This is a genomic window from Acinetobacter sp. LT1, assembly GCF_059800965.1.
This window is the reverse complement of sequence record NZ_JBBAXE010000003.1, coordinates 69,160-85,240: the sequence shown is the minus strand read 5'-3', so window position 1 is coordinate 85,240 and position 16,081 is coordinate 69,160. Positions and strand designations below refer to the sequence as shown.

Genomic DNA, 16,081 nt, shown 5'->3' with positions numbered 1-16,081 from the left:
TTATAAACAAAAAAGCTATTGCGAAGGCAATGGCTTTTTTACGTTTTAGTTATTAAAAATTTTGCCAGAGTGGCCAATAAAGATAAAGTTGAACCATTCAACGGTTTCAAACACTTATATCTGTAGAAAAACAGTTTATAAAGCTAAAAAATCACAAAAACTTCATGTTGATCTTTCTATGATCTGAAGCAAAACACGAAAAGGTTTAAGACAAGCAATTGAGTAAATGAAACTGTTCCCGAAAGGTTGTTTGTTAAAAATCAGATTTAGCTACCTATAATTCAAAAGGGCATAGCATGAAAAAAATTGATGAACAGGACTTATCTAGAATTATTGAAATGGCATGGGAAGATCGAACCCCATTTGAAGCAATTGAGCGAGAATATGGCTTAAGTGAAAGCGAAGTGATTCGTTTAATGAGATATAACCTGAAAACCAATAGTTTTAAACTTTGGCGTAAACGTATGGCAGGGCGTAAAACTAAACATCAACAATTACGTTCACCAGCCGTTGAACGAGCTTACTGCTCTCGTCAGTATAAATATGCTTAACATCATCATATATAACCAATTGAAATACATCTGATTCAACAATGAAGAGTCGTGTTGAATCAGTTAAAATAATCTGGTGAAATATTTACTTATTTGAACGGGCTTGTCTTTTACATCTTTCAGAGCAATATTTTACTTCTTCCCAGCAACGTTCCCATTTTTTTCGCCAGTCAAAAGGGCGTTGGCAATAGACACATATTTTCTGGGGTAGATGCTGTTTTTTCATGATATTAAAGCTCATCAAGTTGATGAATAAGTAACTTTGCATGCTTCATGACAGAAGCTTTATCTTTCATACGATCAAGGTTTTTATAAATCATCGACATTCTGGGATTCTGACGAAATATGGCCTCATGCTGGCTCATAAAATACCAATACAAACTGTTAAATGGACAACTGTCTGGTTCAGTTTTGGTTTTGACGTTATATGTACACTGCTGACAATAATTTGACATTTTATGTATGTAATTACCTGATGCAGCATAGGGTTTACTTGCCATGGTGCCGCCATCTGCATACATTGCCATACCTAATGTATTCGGTAACTCAACCCATTCATAAGCATCTACATAGACAGCTAAATACCATTCGCAAATTTCTGATGGGTTTACACCTGCTAAAAGCGCAAAGTTGCCTGTAATCATTAAACGCTGAATATGGTGAGCATATCCATGTGCAAAGGTATTTCTGAAACACTCGGCCATACATGCCATTTTTGTATTACCCGTCCAGTAATATTGTGGCAGCGGCGTGCTGGCTTGAAGGGTATTTTGATCGCTATAGTCAGGCATACACAACCAATAGATTCCACGCACATATTCCCGCCACCCTAATATCTGCCGAATAAATCCTTCTACTGCATTTAAGGGAACCTGTCCGTTGTAATAAGCTGTTTGGGCAGCGTCACACACTTCTTTTGGCAATAACAATCCACAATTTAAATAAGGCGAGAGCAGACTATGAAACATAAAATCTGAACCATAAACCATGGCATCTTGATAATCGCCAAAGTGGGGTAGGTTGTTAGAAATAAAATGATCTAGAGCAAGTAGGGCATTTTGACGGGTTGTTGCCCATTGAAAGGAGTTGATATTGCCGATATGTTGAGAAAATTCTTTCTTGACCAGTTGAATAACATCTATATCAATTTGATCATGCTCAAAGGTTAATTTTGGTGGCAAAGGTGGATTGCCTGACCAAGCTTTTCGATTGGCTTGATCAAAGTTCCATTGCCCGCCAACGGGTTGTTGGTCATGCATTAAATAATGAGTTTGCTTGCGCATTTCTCGGTAAAAGTATTCCATTCTTAGTGTTTTATATTTGTTTGCCCATTGCTTGAATTGTTCTACGGTACAAAAGAATCGATCATCTTCTAAACAAATAACAGGTAGTTTTAGCTTGTTAGCCCATGAAGTTTCGATTTCATGTTGTAAGCGATACTCACCACATTGGGTAATGACGAGAGTATTCGCCGAGAAGTGTTGCTGCTGCAAAGCAATAAAGTCGACTAACTTTTTTATATGACTTTCGCGCTTAAATGTGTGATAACGGATTTTCCAGCCCTGTGCTTTTAATTCTTTTGCAAAGTGACGCATTGCACTAAAAATCAGTGCTATTTTTTGTGGATGATGAGCAACATAAGACGTTTCCTCAAGCACTTCAGCCATCAAAATAACGTCTTCATTACGGTTTAAATACTTGAGCGTTGCGAGTTGGTGATTTAATTGATCACCCAGAATTAAACCAAATCGCATATTTTTGCTTCATGAGATGGAACTAAAACTAGTTTAAGTTTTCAGAGATCAATTTTATGTGAAGCAGAGCTTCTAAGTTCATCACTGGTCAGTTAGCTATAAAGTCATAGATATAACTTAAAAGCATAGCGCGCGTGAATAAAATGTGATTTTAATCAAAAAGATACAAATTAAATGAATTGAAGATGTTTGCCAGTATGCGTAAGATTTTTAAAAAATATGTTTAAGCTTGATCCTTTTGAAGGAGCCATAGAGGCCATCGAAAGGTTCTTCACTCGAGTATATAAATGGATACCAACAACCTTCCTATTGCTTATATTTTTCAGCAGCAACAACTTTTGGTTGATGCGAATTTTAATCTACCTTGCCTTGAACAGCAGGAATATGATTTACCTATACAAGCAGACCCTCTAGTAATAGCAAGAGATTTCCAAGAAAGCGAACTTATACCAAATGGATATCAGTTCATACCCATTCGCCAACTCTTACAGTATTGGACTAAATCTCAGTTTGAGCAGGCAAGTCGCGCTTTTCAGTTGCTAGAGTGGCGCCGTAATCATCAGTTTTGTAGTCGTTGCGGACATAAAACCCAGCAGCATAAGACTGAATATTCAATGACTTGTCTAGCATGTAATTTTAATCAATATCCTAGGGTCAATCCTTGTGTAATTACCATTATTACGCGTGGTGAAGACGAGATTTTGCTGGCTAAAAATGCTAGAAATACGAGCCAGATGTACAGTTTAATTGCTGGCTTTGTCGAGGTAGGGGAAACACTAGAAGATGCTGTTCGACGTGAAACATTAGAAGAAGTTGGATTACACATTAAGAATATTCAGTATTTGGCGAGTCAACCATGGCCATTTCCGAGTAACTTAATGTTGGCTTTTAAAGCTGAATATGAAGCGGACGAAATTGAAATTCAGGAGAAAGAACTTAGCGATGCTCAGTTTTTCAAATTTAATCAATTACCTGAAATTCCATTTAAGGGCAGTATTGCTCATGCAATGATTATGCACGTTATTCATGGCACACCTGTCGCTGATGATACGAAGCAGTGGCTTTAAACTGAGATTCAGATATGGCTTTAATCTTATAGTTTTAAATAAAAAAGCCATTGTCTAGACAATGGCTTTTTAGATTTATTTATTCTTCAGGATTCTCAATGGAATCTAGTTTTTTAGGATTTAAATAGTCAAAAAGTACGAGCATTGCAGTAATCCAAATAGGGATCATCATTACTGACTCTTTGAAGCCTTGAGTCCACATAATATAGAGAACCACAGCAATAAACGCTAAAACTAAGTAATTACTAAAAGGCGACCATAACGCTGGAAAAGATGTCTTAATATTCGCGTGCTTAACAAAGCGTCTATACTTCAAATGTGTAATTGATATCATTGCCCAGTTTAGAACAAGTGCACCAACTACAACATACATAAGATGTCCAAGAGCATCTTCAGGTACAAAGTAATTTAAAAGAACACAACCAAAGATTAATAAAGCAGAAAGTAAAACAGCGGGAATAGGAACCCCTTGTTTATTGGTTTTTGCAAAAACTTTTGGTGCATTCCCTTGTTGAGCGAGGCTGTATAGCATACGACTATTTGCAAACATCCCACTGTTATAAACAGATAGAGCAGCAGTTAAAATAATAAAGTTAAGTAAGTGTGCAGCCCAACCAATTCCCATTTGGCTAAAAATCATAACAAATGGACTTTTGTCGAGACCGCCAAGATCTAATTGGTTCCATGGCACTAATGAAAGTAAGATCGCTAGTGAACCGATATAGAAAATCAAAATACGGAAAACGACTTGGTTAATTGCTTTTGGAATCGTTTTTTTCGGATCTTTTGCTTCTGCTGCGGCCATACCAATCAGTTCAATACCACCAAAGGCGAACATCAAGAAAGCCAACATATAGAAGAGGCCGCTAAAGCCATTTGGAAAAAATCCACCATGAGACCAAAGGTTACTAAATGAAATATTTGAGCCTACATCTGCTGTAAATAGCAAATAGAGTCCAAAAACAATCATAGAGATGACCGCAGCAACTTTAATAATAGCGAGCCAGAATTCGGACTCACCATAAAATTTGACGTTTGTTAGGTTAATTGCCGTAATCACGACAAAGAAAAATAAGACAGACGTCCACGCTGGAATATGAGGCCACCAATAATTAATATATTTGGCCACTGCGGTGAGTTCGCTCATCGCAACCAGAACGTAGAGTATCCAATAATTCCATCCGGTTAAAAATCCGGGAAATTTCCCCCAGTATTTATACGCAAAATGGCTGAACGATCCTGCAACAGGTTCTTCAACAATCATTTCTCCCAGGTGGCGCATAATTAAAAAAGCAATTAAGCCACCAATGGCATATCCTAAAATAATGGATGGTCCCGCAGATTGAATCACTTGCGCCGAGCCTAAAAATAATCCGGTACCAATTGCTCCACCCATAGCAATTAATTGGATATGTCGATTTTTTAGTCCTCGTTGAAGTGTAGAAGATTCGTTGGTCAAAGGTCTTCACTCACTATGAATAAGTAAATTATTCTAATAGATGGAGTTATTTTAGCCTAGACTACAAATTAATAAGCAGTGACTGAAAAGTAATTATAAAAACTATTTAAAATCATAATCTTGCTTTTAATATTTCTATTTCGAGTGAAAAGTACTCTAAAAAATATAATTTCAGATAGACTTTTTTTCTTAGATTTTGCTTAGATTAAGTCATTGCAAGAGCATTGTTAAATTCACAAAATATGCTCGCGTCAATACGATTGATGTATAAATCAGATCGCTATCTCTTGACCTTAAAACAATTTAAGATGAAGAGAAGGGTAAAACAAGAATGCTTGTTTTGATATAGAAGAACATAATAGTAAGGATAACAGTTGATATGAGCTCAGTACCGCAAATTAAAATTCCAGCAACTTATATACGTGGTGGAACGAGTAAAGGTGTCTTTTTTAAACTTGATGATTTGCCGGAAAGAGCTCAAGTTGCGGGTCAAGCAAGAGATCAGCTGTTACTACGAGTCATTGGTAGTCCAGATCCTTATGGAAAACAAATTGATGGGATGGGAGGAGCCACTTCGAGTACCAGCAAAACTGTTATTCTCGCTAAAAGTTCTCAGCCAGATCATGATGTCGATTATTTATTTGGTCAGGTTTCAATTGATCAAGCTTTTGTAGATTGGAGTGGTAACTGCGGTAATTTGACTGCTGCTGTTGGTTCTTTTGCGATTTCAAATGGTTTGGTTGGTGCAGATCGTATTCCAGAAAATGGCCTATGCACGGTTCGAATCTGGCAAAAAAATATTCAAAAAACGATTATTGCGCATGTGCCTATTACCAATGGACAAGTTCAAGAAACTGGCGACTTTGAACTTGATGGGGTGACGTTTCCTGCCGCTGAGGTTCAAATTGAGTTTTTAGACCCAGCCGATGACGGTGAAGACGGCGGCGATATGTTCCCGACAGGAAATATCGTTGATGAATTAGATGTTCCTGATATTGGCCGTTTCCAAGCGACATTCATTAATGCAGGTATTCCAACTATTTTCTTAAATGCAGAAGATTTGGGTTACCAAGGTACAGAATTACAAGATCATATTAATAGTGATGCAGCAGCACTAGCACGTTTTGAAAAAATTCGTGCCTATGGCGCAGTACAGATGGGTTTAATTAAAGATATTTCAGAAGCGGCTGCGCGTCAGCACACACCAAAAATTGCTTTTGTTTCTAAACCTAAAAACTATATCGCTTCAAGTGGTAAGTCAGTTTCAGAAAGTGATGTCGATTTACTGGTTCGTGCTTTGTCGATGGGTAAACTTCACCATGCCATGATGGGAACAGCAGCGGTAGCGATTGGTACGGCAGCTGCTATTCCGGGCACATTGGTAAATTTAGCAGCTGGCGGTGGTGAACGTGAAGCAGTACGCTTTGGTCATCCATCTGGGACATTACGTGTTGGTGCTCAAGCTGAACTTACAAATGGCCAGTGGGTTGTTAAAAAGGCAATTATGAGCCGTAGTGCGCGTGTGTTAATGGAAGGTTGGGTACGCGTTCCAGGTGACAGTTTCTAAAAGTCACTTAAAAATGAAAAAAGCCTCTCCATTTTGTAGAGGCTTTTTTACATGGGCCTTCGAAAACTCATCACGCACTTTTCATAGTGAATCGTGTATGATGTAGCGCATGAATGCTTCATGACATTCAATAAAATTTCTCTACTGATTTTATCGAGGCGACTGTGTCATCACTCTCTCAAGTTAATGCGGATGTTTTAAAACAAGCTCAACAACGTATTCAACAAGATTTATTGACGACACTGGCCGCATTTTCAATTCCAGAACCTTTAAAAAGTGCAGTACACCATGCAGTCATGCTTGGTGGAAAACGTGTGCGTCCAGCTTTATGTTATGCCACGGCTTCTTTACAGCCAAATCCGAATTTTGCTGCGGCTCGCCGTGCTGCGGTTGCAGTTGAACTTATTCATTGTTACTCACTAGCACACGATGATTTGCCTTGCATGGATAATGATTTACTGCGTCGTGGTCAGCCGACTTGCCATGTTGCGTTTGGTGAAGATACTGCTTTGCTTGCAGGCGACATTTTACAATCAATGGCTTTTGAGGTTTTAGGGAGCCGTTTGTTCGATGAACAAGGCCAGGGTACCGATGCCGCGATTGTATTAAAACAAATGCAGATTTTAGCAACTGCTAGCTCCAAAATGGTCTCTGGACAGGTTTTAGATTTGCAAGCTGAAGGCAAGCAAATTACTCAAGACGAACTTGAAAATATTCATCGCAATAAAACCGGTGCGCTCATTCAGGCGGCCATTATGATGGGTGCAGTGACTATCTTCTCTGGAACAGATCAAGCAATTCCAAAGTTGCGTCAATATGGGCAAACGATAGGTTTGGCTTTTCAAGTATTAGACGATATTCTTGATATTACTTCGAGTACTGAAACCTTGGGTAAAACTGCAGGTAAGGATGAACAAGTACAAAAATCGACGTACCCAGCCTTAATGGGGCTCGAACAAGCAAAGTCGTATGCTAAAGAATTGCATGATCAAGCTTTTGAAGCCTTAGCTCATTTTGGTGACGATGCAAAAGAATTAGTAGATATCTCACAATTTCTTTTAGCACGTACCAATTAATAATATTAAATCAATATTCGTGCTTCTATTCATATTCAATGAATAAGGGAGAAAAGAATGAATGGTGAACAACTCCATCAAAAAGCAATTGAAATCGCTCGCAATCTTCCTTTTAGCCAACAGGATCATCCATTTGGGCCCGAATATGAAGTTTTTAAAATTTTAGAAAAAATATTCATGCTGACCGCAGAAGTAGCTGATGTCAAAATAGTTAATGTCAAATGTGATCCCTATAAAAGTCAGGAATATCAGGAGCTCTATTCATTTATTATTCCGGGCTATCACATGAATAAAAAGCACTGGATTTCGATTACACCGCATAAGAACTTAACAACCGATTTACTTCAAGATTTAATTCGCGACTCTTATGATTTGGTTGTAAAAAAACTCCCTTTGAAAGATCAGAAAAGATTAAAAAACCAATAATATAAAAGATAAAAAACGGCGACATAGTGGTCGCCGTTTTGACTTCAATTACGTATTCAAAGTAACTAAATTAATTATGTTTTCCCATAATTCCGCGAATTGTATTTAAAACATCGGCTGGTAAAACCACAGTTTTAGCATTGCTTGATTTCGCCATATCTTGCATCGCTTTGACATACTGTTCACCTAATAGGTAGGCAACTGGCGTTTCTTTATCACCCACTGCACTTGTCACCATCTCAATGGCTTTTTGTGAAGCTTCAGCCAAAACAACTTGTGCTTCTGCATCACGGCGAGATGCTTCTAAGCGACCATCAGCTTCTAAAATTGCAGCTTGTTTTTCACCATCAGCTCTCGTTACTGTAGCACGGCGTTGACGTTCTGCCGCAGCTTGAGCTTCCATGGCAGCTTGCATGGTAGAAGAGGGTTGAATGTCTTGAATTTCAACAGTTTTTAAAGTGATCCCCCAATCTGAAATATCATCGGAAATCGCAGCTTTGAGCTTCGCTTTAATATGATCTCGTGAAGACAAAGCATCATCTAGATCCATTTCACCGACAATAGAACGTAACGAAGTTTGTACAAGGTTTTGAATAGCCCATGTATAGTTTTCAATACCATAAACCGCTTTTTCTGGTGTGGTTAAATTAATATATGCCACAGCATTCATGAGTAATACAGCATTGTCACGCGTAATCACTTCTTGAGATGGGATATCTAACACAATATCTTTAGTGGTAACTTTATAAGCCACTTCATCAACATAGGGAATCACGAAATTAAGCCCGGGATTAAGGGTAGAATGATATTTCCCTAAACGTTGAACAATCCACTTATAACCCTGAGGAACAATACGAACCCCTTTAAAAATGGTGACAGCCACAAAAGCCAAAAAGGCTAAAACAATAATAGTACCGACTGGCATGAAAATACCCTCTCTTTATCTTTAATGTTTATGAAGTACCATGGGACTGGACAATTAAGTCATTACCCGAAATATCAATAACTCTCACACGATCACCGACTTTGACTGGTGTGGTGCTTCGGCAGTTCCACTCATCCGCCCCTAAAATGGGCATTGGAAAACGAACGATAATTTGGTCATGGTCAAGACCAGTTTGAATCACCATACCAATTTGACCAATAGTCGCTTCACGGGGTAATCCCGCTTTAGTTTTATCAATTGATAATGGTTTAATAAATTTGAACCAAAGAATGGTGCATAGCACTGACAGAACTATCCACAATACAATTTGCGTTGTGAGGCTAATATCTGGAAATAACCAGTAGAGAAAGCACACCATAATGGCGGCAATACCAAACCAAAGCGCGGCAAAGGCGGGTAGAATCAGTTCAGAAAGAATAAGTAAGATACCCAATACAAACCAGTGCCAAGGTTGTATAACAAACTCCATAGATCTGCTCTTTTATATATCTTTATGATGGGTAAAAGTGACTCAATATCACTTTTACCACTGTAGCAGATGATAGGGAGTGTGGATAGAAAAAAACCACCTCAATTAGAATTTAGGGCGTGGTGCAGGCTTAAACGCAGCTGGAGATTTTTTGAAGTTTGCAATTGCAGTTTCAACTTGGCGTATTTGCGCTTGAGCTGCTTTTTCGCCTTCCAAAATTGCTTGATTACTTGATTTGAGATCAAGAGTACCTAGATGACCAACTTTAGGTTGAATGACAACATTGGCCTGCTTGAGCTCTTCATTAATACTTTGTTGACCCATGATATTAATGGTTTGATCCAGTAGTCCCCACATATTGGCTGGGCGATTTCCTGCTGGACGCGCGGAAATATCAACAGCAATCACAATATCTGCACCCATGTCACGAGCTGTTTTAACAGGAATTGGGCTAACCAATCCACCATCGACATATTTCTGCTTGCCAATTGTCGCTGGTACAAACACATTTGGAATACTACAAGATGCACGTACTGCTTGGCCTGCATTACCTTTAATGAAGTCAGCTTTTTGACCATTATCAAGGCGTGTTGCCACGGCAGCAAAACGGATTGGAAACTTCTCAATCGGTTTATTGCCTACATTACGGTTAACGTAGTCCTGTAACTTTTGTCCAAGAATAATACCCTGACGATTAAGTGTTAAATCGCGGATATCTGACTCTTGTAACTTTAGAGCCAGACTTTGCAATTGATAAGGCGTTTGTCCACTTGCGTAGATACTTCCAACAAAGCTACCGGCACTGGTACCCGTGACAATTTTAGGTTTAATTCCGTGAGACTCTAAAACCTTAATTACACCAATATGTGAAAATCCTTTTGCTCCACCGCCACCTAAAGCAAGTGCAATCACAGGTTCACGGGCTTTCATTGAGGTTGTCGGTGTTGGTGTTTTGCTAAATTTATCACAGCCAAATAGTGCTAGAGAGATAAATCCAATACTGGCAAATTGAGCAATTTTCATCTTTAAAAATAATCTACGTCGAGATAAATTAAGAGGGCTCATGAGACCAGATTTGCTCAATTTTTGCTAGGTTTTTTTCACTAGATTTTGTAAAGGTTCAGCAAGCCAATTACGATTTTTAGGTGATATTTTTCCTTCATAACGCTCAAAAATCTTGGCGAGATCTTCGTCGTAGTTGCCACTTGGGTTTAGGTGACCTAAGCAGTGAATCGTCTTGTGATCATAATCAAAAGAAAACATCACAATGGGAATATTGGCTTTTGCTGCGATATGGTAAAAACCACTTTTCATTTTTTTTGCTTTTTTACGTGTGCCTTCGGGCGCCATTCCAATCCAGATCTTGTCATATTTTTGAATGGTTGCAACGACTTGCTCAGTAAGTCCATTGGCTGTGTCACGTTTAACTGGAATGACCCCAGCCCAATCTAAAGCTCGTTTAAACGGTGGTTTAAAAAGGGCATCTTTACCTAGGACCGTAATTTGAATACCTAATCCAAAAATTGCAAGAAAGCCATACCATCCATCAATATTGGAAGTATGGGGGGAAATAATCGCCACTGCTTTTGGCAAATTAGGAACTTCACCTTCAATTGTCCAACCTTGCGCTAAAAAAAGTTTTTTAAATAGCGCTCGGCTTAAAGCAGTACCGCGTTGAGGTACTAAATCAGGTAAATTAGGGAAATGTTGATCCATATTTTTTTAAATTTTAACTTGTCCTAGTTTTATCTTAATCTTTTGAAATATATGCTTCATTGGCAAAATGTAAGAACAACATGACATTTGATGTTATTCCTCATTAAACAAATAAAAAGTAGGTTTCTATGTTGCGGCAGCAAAATCTTTATCTTCTGCTATTTTCTTTATATTGGGCACAAGGACTGCCTGTTGGGTTTATGACTCATGCTTTACCTGTGATTTTAAGGGCAGAAGGAGTTTCACTCGCCCACATTGGTGGCTTTGGCTTATTAATGTTGCCGTGGTCAATCAAGATTTTTTGGGCGCCATGGGTCGACCGACACGCACTTTCCCGTTTAGGACATTATCGTAGTTGGATTCTACCTACTCAGTTTTTGACGGTAGCTGTACTGTGTATTTTATCTTTTTTCCCCGTTCAAGCTTTAGATCAACCTATTTATTTATTAGCCTTTTTTATTTCACTACTTTTTATGAACTTAACTGGAGCAACACAAGACATTGCTACCGATGCTTTAGCAGTCAACTTGTTAAAACATGATCAGCAGCATTGGGGCAATACATTTCAGGTCATTGGTTCACGCTTAGGTTTTATTGTTGGGGGAGGTGCCGTACTTTGGTGCTTAGACTGGTTAACATGGCAACCCACTTTTTTGCTATTAGCAACCATAGTATTTTTAAATACTTTACCTATTTGGTTATTTAAAGAGCCTCAACATACTTCTCATGCGAGTCGCGAACTCAAACTTAATCAGCAAAATTTAGTCCTAAAAATTAAAGCTTACCTAAGATATTTCTCTCAAAATAAAGAACTCCGTTCTTGGTTGGTGGTACTGATCACTTTTAAAGTAGCAGACGGCTTAGCTGGACCATTACTTAAACCTTTAATGGTTGATATGGGGTTAAGTTTTACTCAAATTGGTGTTTACATCACGATGCTCGGTGCAGTAGCAGCACTCGCTGGGGCGGCAATAGCAGGAGGCGTGCTTAAATACTTTTCAAGACCAGCAGCATTAATTGGCTTTTCAATTTTTAAAATTATGAGTGTAGGAGCCTATGCTTATTTAGCCTATGCCTATGAACAAAAAATTCAGTTGAATGTCTGGGTTATATATACAGTCAATGCTTTAGAAGATGCATTCTCGGCAATGCTATTGGTAGCTATGTTGACTCTAGTCATGCATTACAGTCGAAAAGAATATGCGGGGACAGATTTTACCTTTCAGGTTTCAGTTATGGCGACTGTTAGCGGTCTTCTTTATAGTTTTAGCGGTGTGATTGGAGATTTACTCGGTTATTTCCATTATTTGATAGCTATTGTCATTATTGCAGTGATCAGTTTACTGCCTATTTTCCTCTGGAAACATGAGAAACTACAGGAAAAATAATGTTAACTAAATGAAATAAAGAACTTTAATATTGCTCAAGCAGTGATCTAAGCTTTATCTACTACCTTTGTCTATGTTTTTAAAAATGTATATTTTTAGCTATTTAAATGCTCAATTAATTGTGCCATCTTGTGTGGGTAGCAAATGGAAGCTAAATGGAGAAAAAATGGATTTGGATAACAAGAAAAATCATGTGAATCAATCAAAATGGGCAGAAAAATGTTCAATTAGATTGGTTATTAGCCTAAAGTCTAAAAAAGAATAATGAAATAACGATTTAATCATTCTATAAGATAAGAGAGTTGTGTAGGATTCGTTACAACATGAAGTTAAGGTAAAAATCTGTAAATCAAAGTATGTTTTTTATGTCTTTGTTTATCGGTTTTAGTCTTGCACAACGTTGAAATTGGTTTTGGTTGCGGTAATAAAATTAATGTAACCAATGTGGAGGAGAGTTGATTTTTTAGCCCCTAGTTTAATGGCGTAAATCAACTTGGCATGGATAGGCAACATAAAATATATTTTTAGGAGTTTTTGATGGATCTATTCCTTAATCGTAAATCTTTCGTTATTAAAAGTTTAGCTCTTACAGTTACAGCTTTAATGATGAGTGGGGCACATGCTGCGACTTCCGACAAAGCGGAAATTCAACAGCTTCGTAAAGAAGTTGAAGCGTTAAAAGCTTTAATTCAAGAACAACGTCAAGTTCAGCAACAACAACAGCAAGTACAGCAACAACAGCAAGTACAGTTAGCTGAAGTTAAGGCACAACCTCAAGCTGCTGCACCAGCTTCTCCATTAGCATCATTAAAATCTAAAACTGGTGCTGATGTGAATCTATATGGTTTTGTTCGTGGCGATGCTAACTATATTATCGAAGGTGCGGATGGTGACTTCGCTGATGTAAGTAAGTCTAATGGTGAAGCAAAAGATAAATTGCGTGCTACTGCTAAAACGACTCGTCTAGGTTTAGATTTTACTGCTCCTGTAAGCAATGCCAAAGTTGGTGGTAAAATTGAGTTGGACTTTGCAAGTGGTGACAATAACAAATCTGAAAATGTACGTATTCGTCATGCTTACTTAACTTATAACAACTGGTTGTTTGGTCAAACTACATCTAACTTCTTGGCGAGCCACGCACCAGAAATGATCGACTTTTCGACGAACATTGGTGGTGGTACAACGCGTATTCCACAAGTACGTTATAACTATAAATTAGCTCCTGCGACTCAATTATTTGTTTCAGCTGAGGAAGGTAATAGTTCAGCAACAGGTGACTCAGTTAAATATAGATTACCTGTATTAACAGCTAAAATTACTCAAGGTTATGCTGGTGGTAATGGTAATGCTTCTGCTCGAGCTTTTGTTGAAAACTACAAATCAGGAAAGGGCGATGACCAGACTGGGTGGGGCGTTGCTGCAGGTACTGACTTTAAAGTAGCAGATCCTTTAAAACTCTTTGCTGATGCTTCTTATGTTGTAGGTAACAGTAACTACTTATATGGTAGTAATTCTGCTTATACTTTAGTTAATGATAATATTGAGCAAAATGAATTTGTAGCTGTACAAGTGGGTGGAACTTATAAGATTTTACCTAACCTACGTGCTACTTTAGCATACGGTGCTCAATTCGCTGATGATGGCACAGACTATGCTAAAGCATATACTGCGGGTAATGAAAAAGTTCAGCAAGCATGGCTCAACGTCATTTATACACCAGTTAAACCAATTGACTTAGGTATTGAATATGTTAATGGTAAACGCGAAACCTTTGCTGGTGATGATTACAAAGACAACCGTGTTGGTTTAATGGCTAAATACAGTTTCTAAAAACAATATTTAGTTAAAAGCTCAAAAGACGAGGTTAAATCTAACCTCGTCTTTTTTTATATAAATTAAAAGAATTAGCATGCTTTAAAGCTTCTGAATTAGATCATTTTTTATTTAAGTCATTTTTAAGTTTCAATTTCTACATTAGAGCATCATAAAAAGATTGTAGTCACCCAAGATGCTGAATTTTTTTTCTACTTTAAAACATAAGCAGATTTCGCTGTTTATGTTTAATTTGATTATAGCCATTTGGTTAGGGGCAATTCTAAATATTGGTTTTTATCACCAAGTGCACCTTTTAACTCCATATTTTGGAATAAAGGCTATTCTATTTTTAGCTGCTACAGTAGTTATTGTGGTTGCTGCTTATTATGCGCTTTTACAGATTTTAAACTGGAAATGGACCGCTAAAATTTTTGCAATTTTACTCATCGTGATTGGTGGTTTTAGCTCTTATTTCGTCAATACCTTAGGTGTAATTATCTCACCTGATCAGATTCAAAATATGATACAAACTGATGTCTCTGAAGTTTCTGATTTAATTTCATTACGTTTCGGGCTTTGGACAGTTTTCTTTGTTGTTTTGCCTATTATTCTAATTACTCAGGTAAAGCTTAAACAAGAAAAAGTATCTTACTTATTAATGAAAAAGCTTGGTTCGATTGTAGCCTCATGTGCAATCGTGGGTATTTTACTATTTGTTTATTATGTTGATTTTGCATCTATTTTTCGTGAGCATCGTGATTTGAAAGGTATGATCTCACCACAAAATAGCATTTCTTCCTTAATGTCTTATTACCATAAAATGGCGCCTAAGAAGAACTTGCCACTTATACATTATGGAGAAGATGCTCATCAAGTTCAGCAAGTACAAAGCAACTTGCCTAAATTAATGGTACTCGTTGTTGGTGAGACTGCCCGTGCAGAAAGTTTTGCATTAAATGGTTATTTGAAAAATACGAATCCGGAACTTTCTAAACAAGATATTTTGAATTTTTCCCAAGTCAGCTCATGTGGTACAGCAACTGCTGTGTCGGTTCCATGTATGTTCTCTGGAATGCCTCGCGTTGACTATGATGAACAACTAGCAAGCCATCGTGAAGGTCTATTGGACATTGCTAAACGTGCGGGTTACCAAGTAACTTGGATTGATAATAACTCTGGCTGTAAGGGTACTTGTGATCGTGTTGAACAGTACAAAATACCAGAAAAGTTAAAGCAAAAATGGTGTAAAGATGGCGAATGCTATGATGATATTTTAATTGATAGCTTAAATGAGTATTTAGCGACTATTCCTAAAGAAGACACTCGTCCGCGACTCATTGTTTTACACCAAGTCGGAAGTCATGGTCCAGCCTATTACAAGCGTGCACCTGCCCAATATCAACCGTTTAAACCGACTTGTGATACTAATGCGATACAGGGCTGTTCTCAAACAGAGTTATTAAATAGTTATGATGACACTATTGTATATACAGACCATGTGTTAAGTCAGATCATTAATAACCTAAAAGAATTATCGAAATATCAAACAGGTTTATGGTATTTATCTGATCATGGTGAATCGACGGGTGAACATGGTTTATATTTACATGGTTCACCATATGCAATTGCACCGACCCAACAAACGCATGTACCAATGATAATGTGGTTTTCTGATAGCTGGAAACAACACAACCTTGCACAAGTGAGTTGTTTAGGCCAACAAACTAAAGAAAAGTTAAGTCAGGATAATTTATTCCCAAGCTTACTGAGTTTGTTAGGTGTAAAAACTCAGGTCATCAACCCTCAACTGGATATGCTGCACTCTTGTGCCCATGTGAATTAGAGCG

At 37.8% G+C, this 16,081-nt stretch carries 16 protein-coding genes; 9 read left to right on the top strand and 7 right to left on the bottom strand.

Features of this window, described 5'->3' with window-relative positions:
* The first annotated feature begins 296 nt into the window (after positions 1 to 296).
* Positions 297 to 551, top strand: a complete 255-nt coding sequence (locus tag WBW42_RS03615) for a TIGR03643 family protein (RefSeq protein ID WP_017386291.1) — start codon at positions 297 to 299, stop codon at positions 549 to 551.
* Positions 552 to 636: 85 nt separating this feature from the next.
* Here the strand turns inward: WBW42_RS03615 and WBW42_RS03610 are convergent, their stop codons facing one another.
* Positions 637 to 777 carry a DUF2256 domain-containing protein gene (locus WBW42_RS03610; protein ID WP_077162469.1) on the bottom strand — a complete coding sequence of 47 codons (141 nt, stop codon included), beginning with the start codon at positions 775 to 777 and terminating at the stop codon, positions 637 to 639.
* 4 nt (positions 778 to 781) lie between these two features.
* Entirely contained in the window at positions 782 to 2,305 is a 1,524-nt protein-coding gene (locus WBW42_RS03605) for a cryptochrome/photolyase family protein (RefSeq protein ID WP_017386292.1), read from the bottom strand.
* A 287-nt stretch (positions 2,306 to 2,592) separates the two neighbouring features.
* Here WBW42_RS03605 and nudC point away from each other — a divergent pair, with 287 nt between their 5' ends.
* Complete coding sequence (nudC, locus tag WBW42_RS03600; RefSeq protein WP_032056651.1) at positions 2,593 to 3,372, top strand: NAD(+) diphosphatase; 780 nt, start codon at positions 2,593 to 2,595, stop codon at positions 3,370 to 3,372.
* Between the two features lie 79 nt (positions 3,373 to 3,451).
* Here nudC and WBW42_RS03595 read toward each other — a convergent pair whose 3' ends face one another.
* Complete coding sequence (locus tag WBW42_RS03595) at positions 3,452 to 4,831, bottom strand: amino acid permease (protein WP_031946772.1); 1,380 nt, start codon at positions 4,829 to 4,831, stop codon at positions 3,452 to 3,454.
* Between the two features lie 379 nt (positions 4,832 to 5,210).
* On the opposite strand from WBW42_RS03595, the gene prpF reads away from it, so the two are divergent.
* The 3 genes from prpF to WBW42_RS03580 all read left to right on the top strand — a co-directional run bounded on the left by prpF (position 5,211) and on the right by WBW42_RS03580 (position 7,900).
* Positions 5,211 to 6,398 (top strand): 2-methylaconitate cis-trans isomerase PrpF, encoded by a 1,188-nt coding sequence (gene prpF / locus WBW42_RS03590; protein ID WP_032056650.1) that lies wholly within the window; start codon positions 5,211 to 5,213, stop codon positions 6,396 to 6,398.
* Between the two features lie 164 nt (positions 6,399 to 6,562).
* Entirely contained in the window at positions 6,563 to 7,474 is a 912-nt protein-coding gene (locus WBW42_RS03585) for a polyprenyl synthetase family protein (protein ID WP_014207519.1), read from the top strand.
* Between the two features lie 57 nt (positions 7,475 to 7,531).
* Positions 7,532 to 7,900, top strand: a complete 369-nt coding sequence (locus tag WBW42_RS03580; protein ID WP_032056649.1) for an MmcQ/YjbR family DNA-binding protein — start codon at positions 7,532 to 7,534, stop codon at positions 7,898 to 7,900.
* A gap of 70 nt (positions 7,901 to 7,970) precedes the next feature.
* Here WBW42_RS03580 and WBW42_RS03575 read toward each other — a convergent pair whose 3' ends face one another.
* The 4 genes from WBW42_RS03575 to WBW42_RS03560 form a co-directional block, all read right to left on the bottom strand.
* A complete protein-coding gene (locus tag WBW42_RS03575; RefSeq protein ID WP_002116544.1) occupies positions 7,971 to 8,825 on the bottom strand; it encodes an SPFH domain-containing protein in 855 nt (284 codons plus the stop codon).
* 28 nt (positions 8,826 to 8,853) lie between these two features.
* Positions 8,854 to 9,315 (bottom strand): NfeD family protein, encoded by a 462-nt coding sequence (locus WBW42_RS03570; protein WP_016143172.1) that lies wholly within the window; start codon positions 9,313 to 9,315, stop codon positions 8,854 to 8,856.
* A 105-nt stretch (positions 9,316 to 9,420) separates the two neighbouring features.
* Positions 9,421 to 10,338, bottom strand: coding sequence for a patatin-like phospholipase family protein (locus tag WBW42_RS03565; protein WP_014207516.1), 918 nt, complete (start codon positions 10,336 to 10,338; stop codon positions 9,421 to 9,423).
* Positions 10,339 to 10,404: 66 nt separating this feature from the next.
* Complete coding sequence (locus WBW42_RS03560; protein ID WP_032056647.1) at positions 10,405 to 11,031, bottom strand: lysophospholipid acyltransferase family protein; 627 nt, start codon at positions 11,029 to 11,031, stop codon at positions 10,405 to 10,407.
* Positions 11,032 to 11,159: 128 nt separating this feature from the next.
* On the opposite strand from WBW42_RS03560, the gene WBW42_RS03555 reads away from it, so the two are divergent.
* The 4 genes from WBW42_RS03555 to WBW42_RS03540 all read left to right on the top strand — a co-directional run bounded on the left by WBW42_RS03555 (position 11,160) and on the right by WBW42_RS03540 (position 16,077).
* Positions 11,160 to 12,419 carry an MFS transporter gene (locus WBW42_RS03555; protein ID WP_032056646.1) on the top strand — a complete coding sequence of 420 codons (1,260 nt, stop codon included), beginning with the start codon at positions 11,160 to 11,162 and terminating at the stop codon, positions 12,417 to 12,419.
* A gap of 73 nt (positions 12,420 to 12,492) precedes the next feature.
* Entirely contained in the window at positions 12,493 to 12,684 is a 192-nt protein-coding gene (locus tag WBW42_RS03550) for a hypothetical protein (RefSeq protein WP_014207513.1), read from the top strand.
* A gap of 272 nt (positions 12,685 to 12,956) precedes the next feature.
* Positions 12,957 to 14,249, top strand: a complete 1,293-nt coding sequence (locus WBW42_RS03545; protein WP_002116353.1) for a DcaP family trimeric outer membrane transporter — start codon at positions 12,957 to 12,959, stop codon at positions 14,247 to 14,249.
* Positions 14,250 to 14,427: 178 nt separating this feature from the next.
* A complete protein-coding gene (locus WBW42_RS03540) occupies positions 14,428 to 16,077 on the top strand; it encodes a phosphoethanolamine transferase (RefSeq protein ID WP_032056645.1) in 1,650 nt (549 codons plus the stop codon).
* The last annotated feature ends 4 nt before the right edge of the window (positions 16,078 to 16,081 follow it).

Excerpts from the sequence above, each read along its gene's own strand:
- WBW42_RS03615 (WP_017386291.1), top strand. The coding sequence starts at position 297 with ATGAAAAAAATTGATGAACAGGACTTATCTAGAATTATTGAAATGGCA.
- WBW42_RS03610 (WP_077162469.1), bottom strand. The coding sequence starts at position 777 with ATGAAAAAACAGCATCTACCCCAGAAAATATGTGTCTATTGCCAACGC.
- WBW42_RS03605 (WP_017386292.1), bottom strand. The coding sequence starts at position 2,305 with ATGCGATTTGGTTTAATTCTGGGTGATCAATTAAATCACCAACTCGCA.
- nudC (WP_032056651.1), top strand. The coding sequence starts at position 2,593 with ATGGATACCAACAACCTTCCTATTGCTTATATTTTTCAGCAGCAACAA.
- prpF (WP_032056650.1), top strand. The coding sequence starts at position 5,211 with ATGAGCTCAGTACCGCAAATTAAAATTCCAGCAACTTATATACGTGGT.
- WBW42_RS03580 (WP_032056649.1), top strand. The coding sequence starts at position 7,532 with ATGAATGGTGAACAACTCCATCAAAAAGCAATTGAAATCGCTCGCAAT.
- WBW42_RS03575 (WP_002116544.1), bottom strand. The coding sequence starts at position 8,825 with ATGCCAGTCGGTACTATTATTGTTTTAGCCTTTTTGGCTTTTGTGGCT.
- WBW42_RS03570 (WP_016143172.1), bottom strand. The coding sequence starts at position 9,315 with ATGGAGTTTGTTATACAACCTTGGCACTGGTTTGTATTGGGTATCTTA.
- WBW42_RS03565 (WP_014207516.1), bottom strand. The coding sequence starts at position 10,338 with ATGAAAATTGCTCAATTTGCCAGTATTGGATTTATCTCTCTAGCACTA.
- WBW42_RS03560 (WP_032056647.1), bottom strand. The coding sequence starts at position 11,031 with ATGGATCAACATTTCCCTAATTTACCTGATTTAGTACCTCAACGCGGT.
- WBW42_RS03555 (WP_032056646.1), top strand. The coding sequence starts at position 11,160 with ATGTTGCGGCAGCAAAATCTTTATCTTCTGCTATTTTCTTTATATTGG.
- WBW42_RS03550 (WP_014207513.1), top strand. The coding sequence starts at position 12,493 with ATGTTTTTAAAAATGTATATTTTTAGCTATTTAAATGCTCAATTAATT.
- WBW42_RS03545 (WP_002116353.1), top strand. The coding sequence starts at position 12,957 with ATGGATCTATTCCTTAATCGTAAATCTTTCGTTATTAAAAGTTTAGCT.
- WBW42_RS03540 (WP_032056645.1), top strand. The coding sequence starts at position 14,428 with ATGCTGAATTTTTTTTCTACTTTAAAACATAAGCAGATTTCGCTGTTT.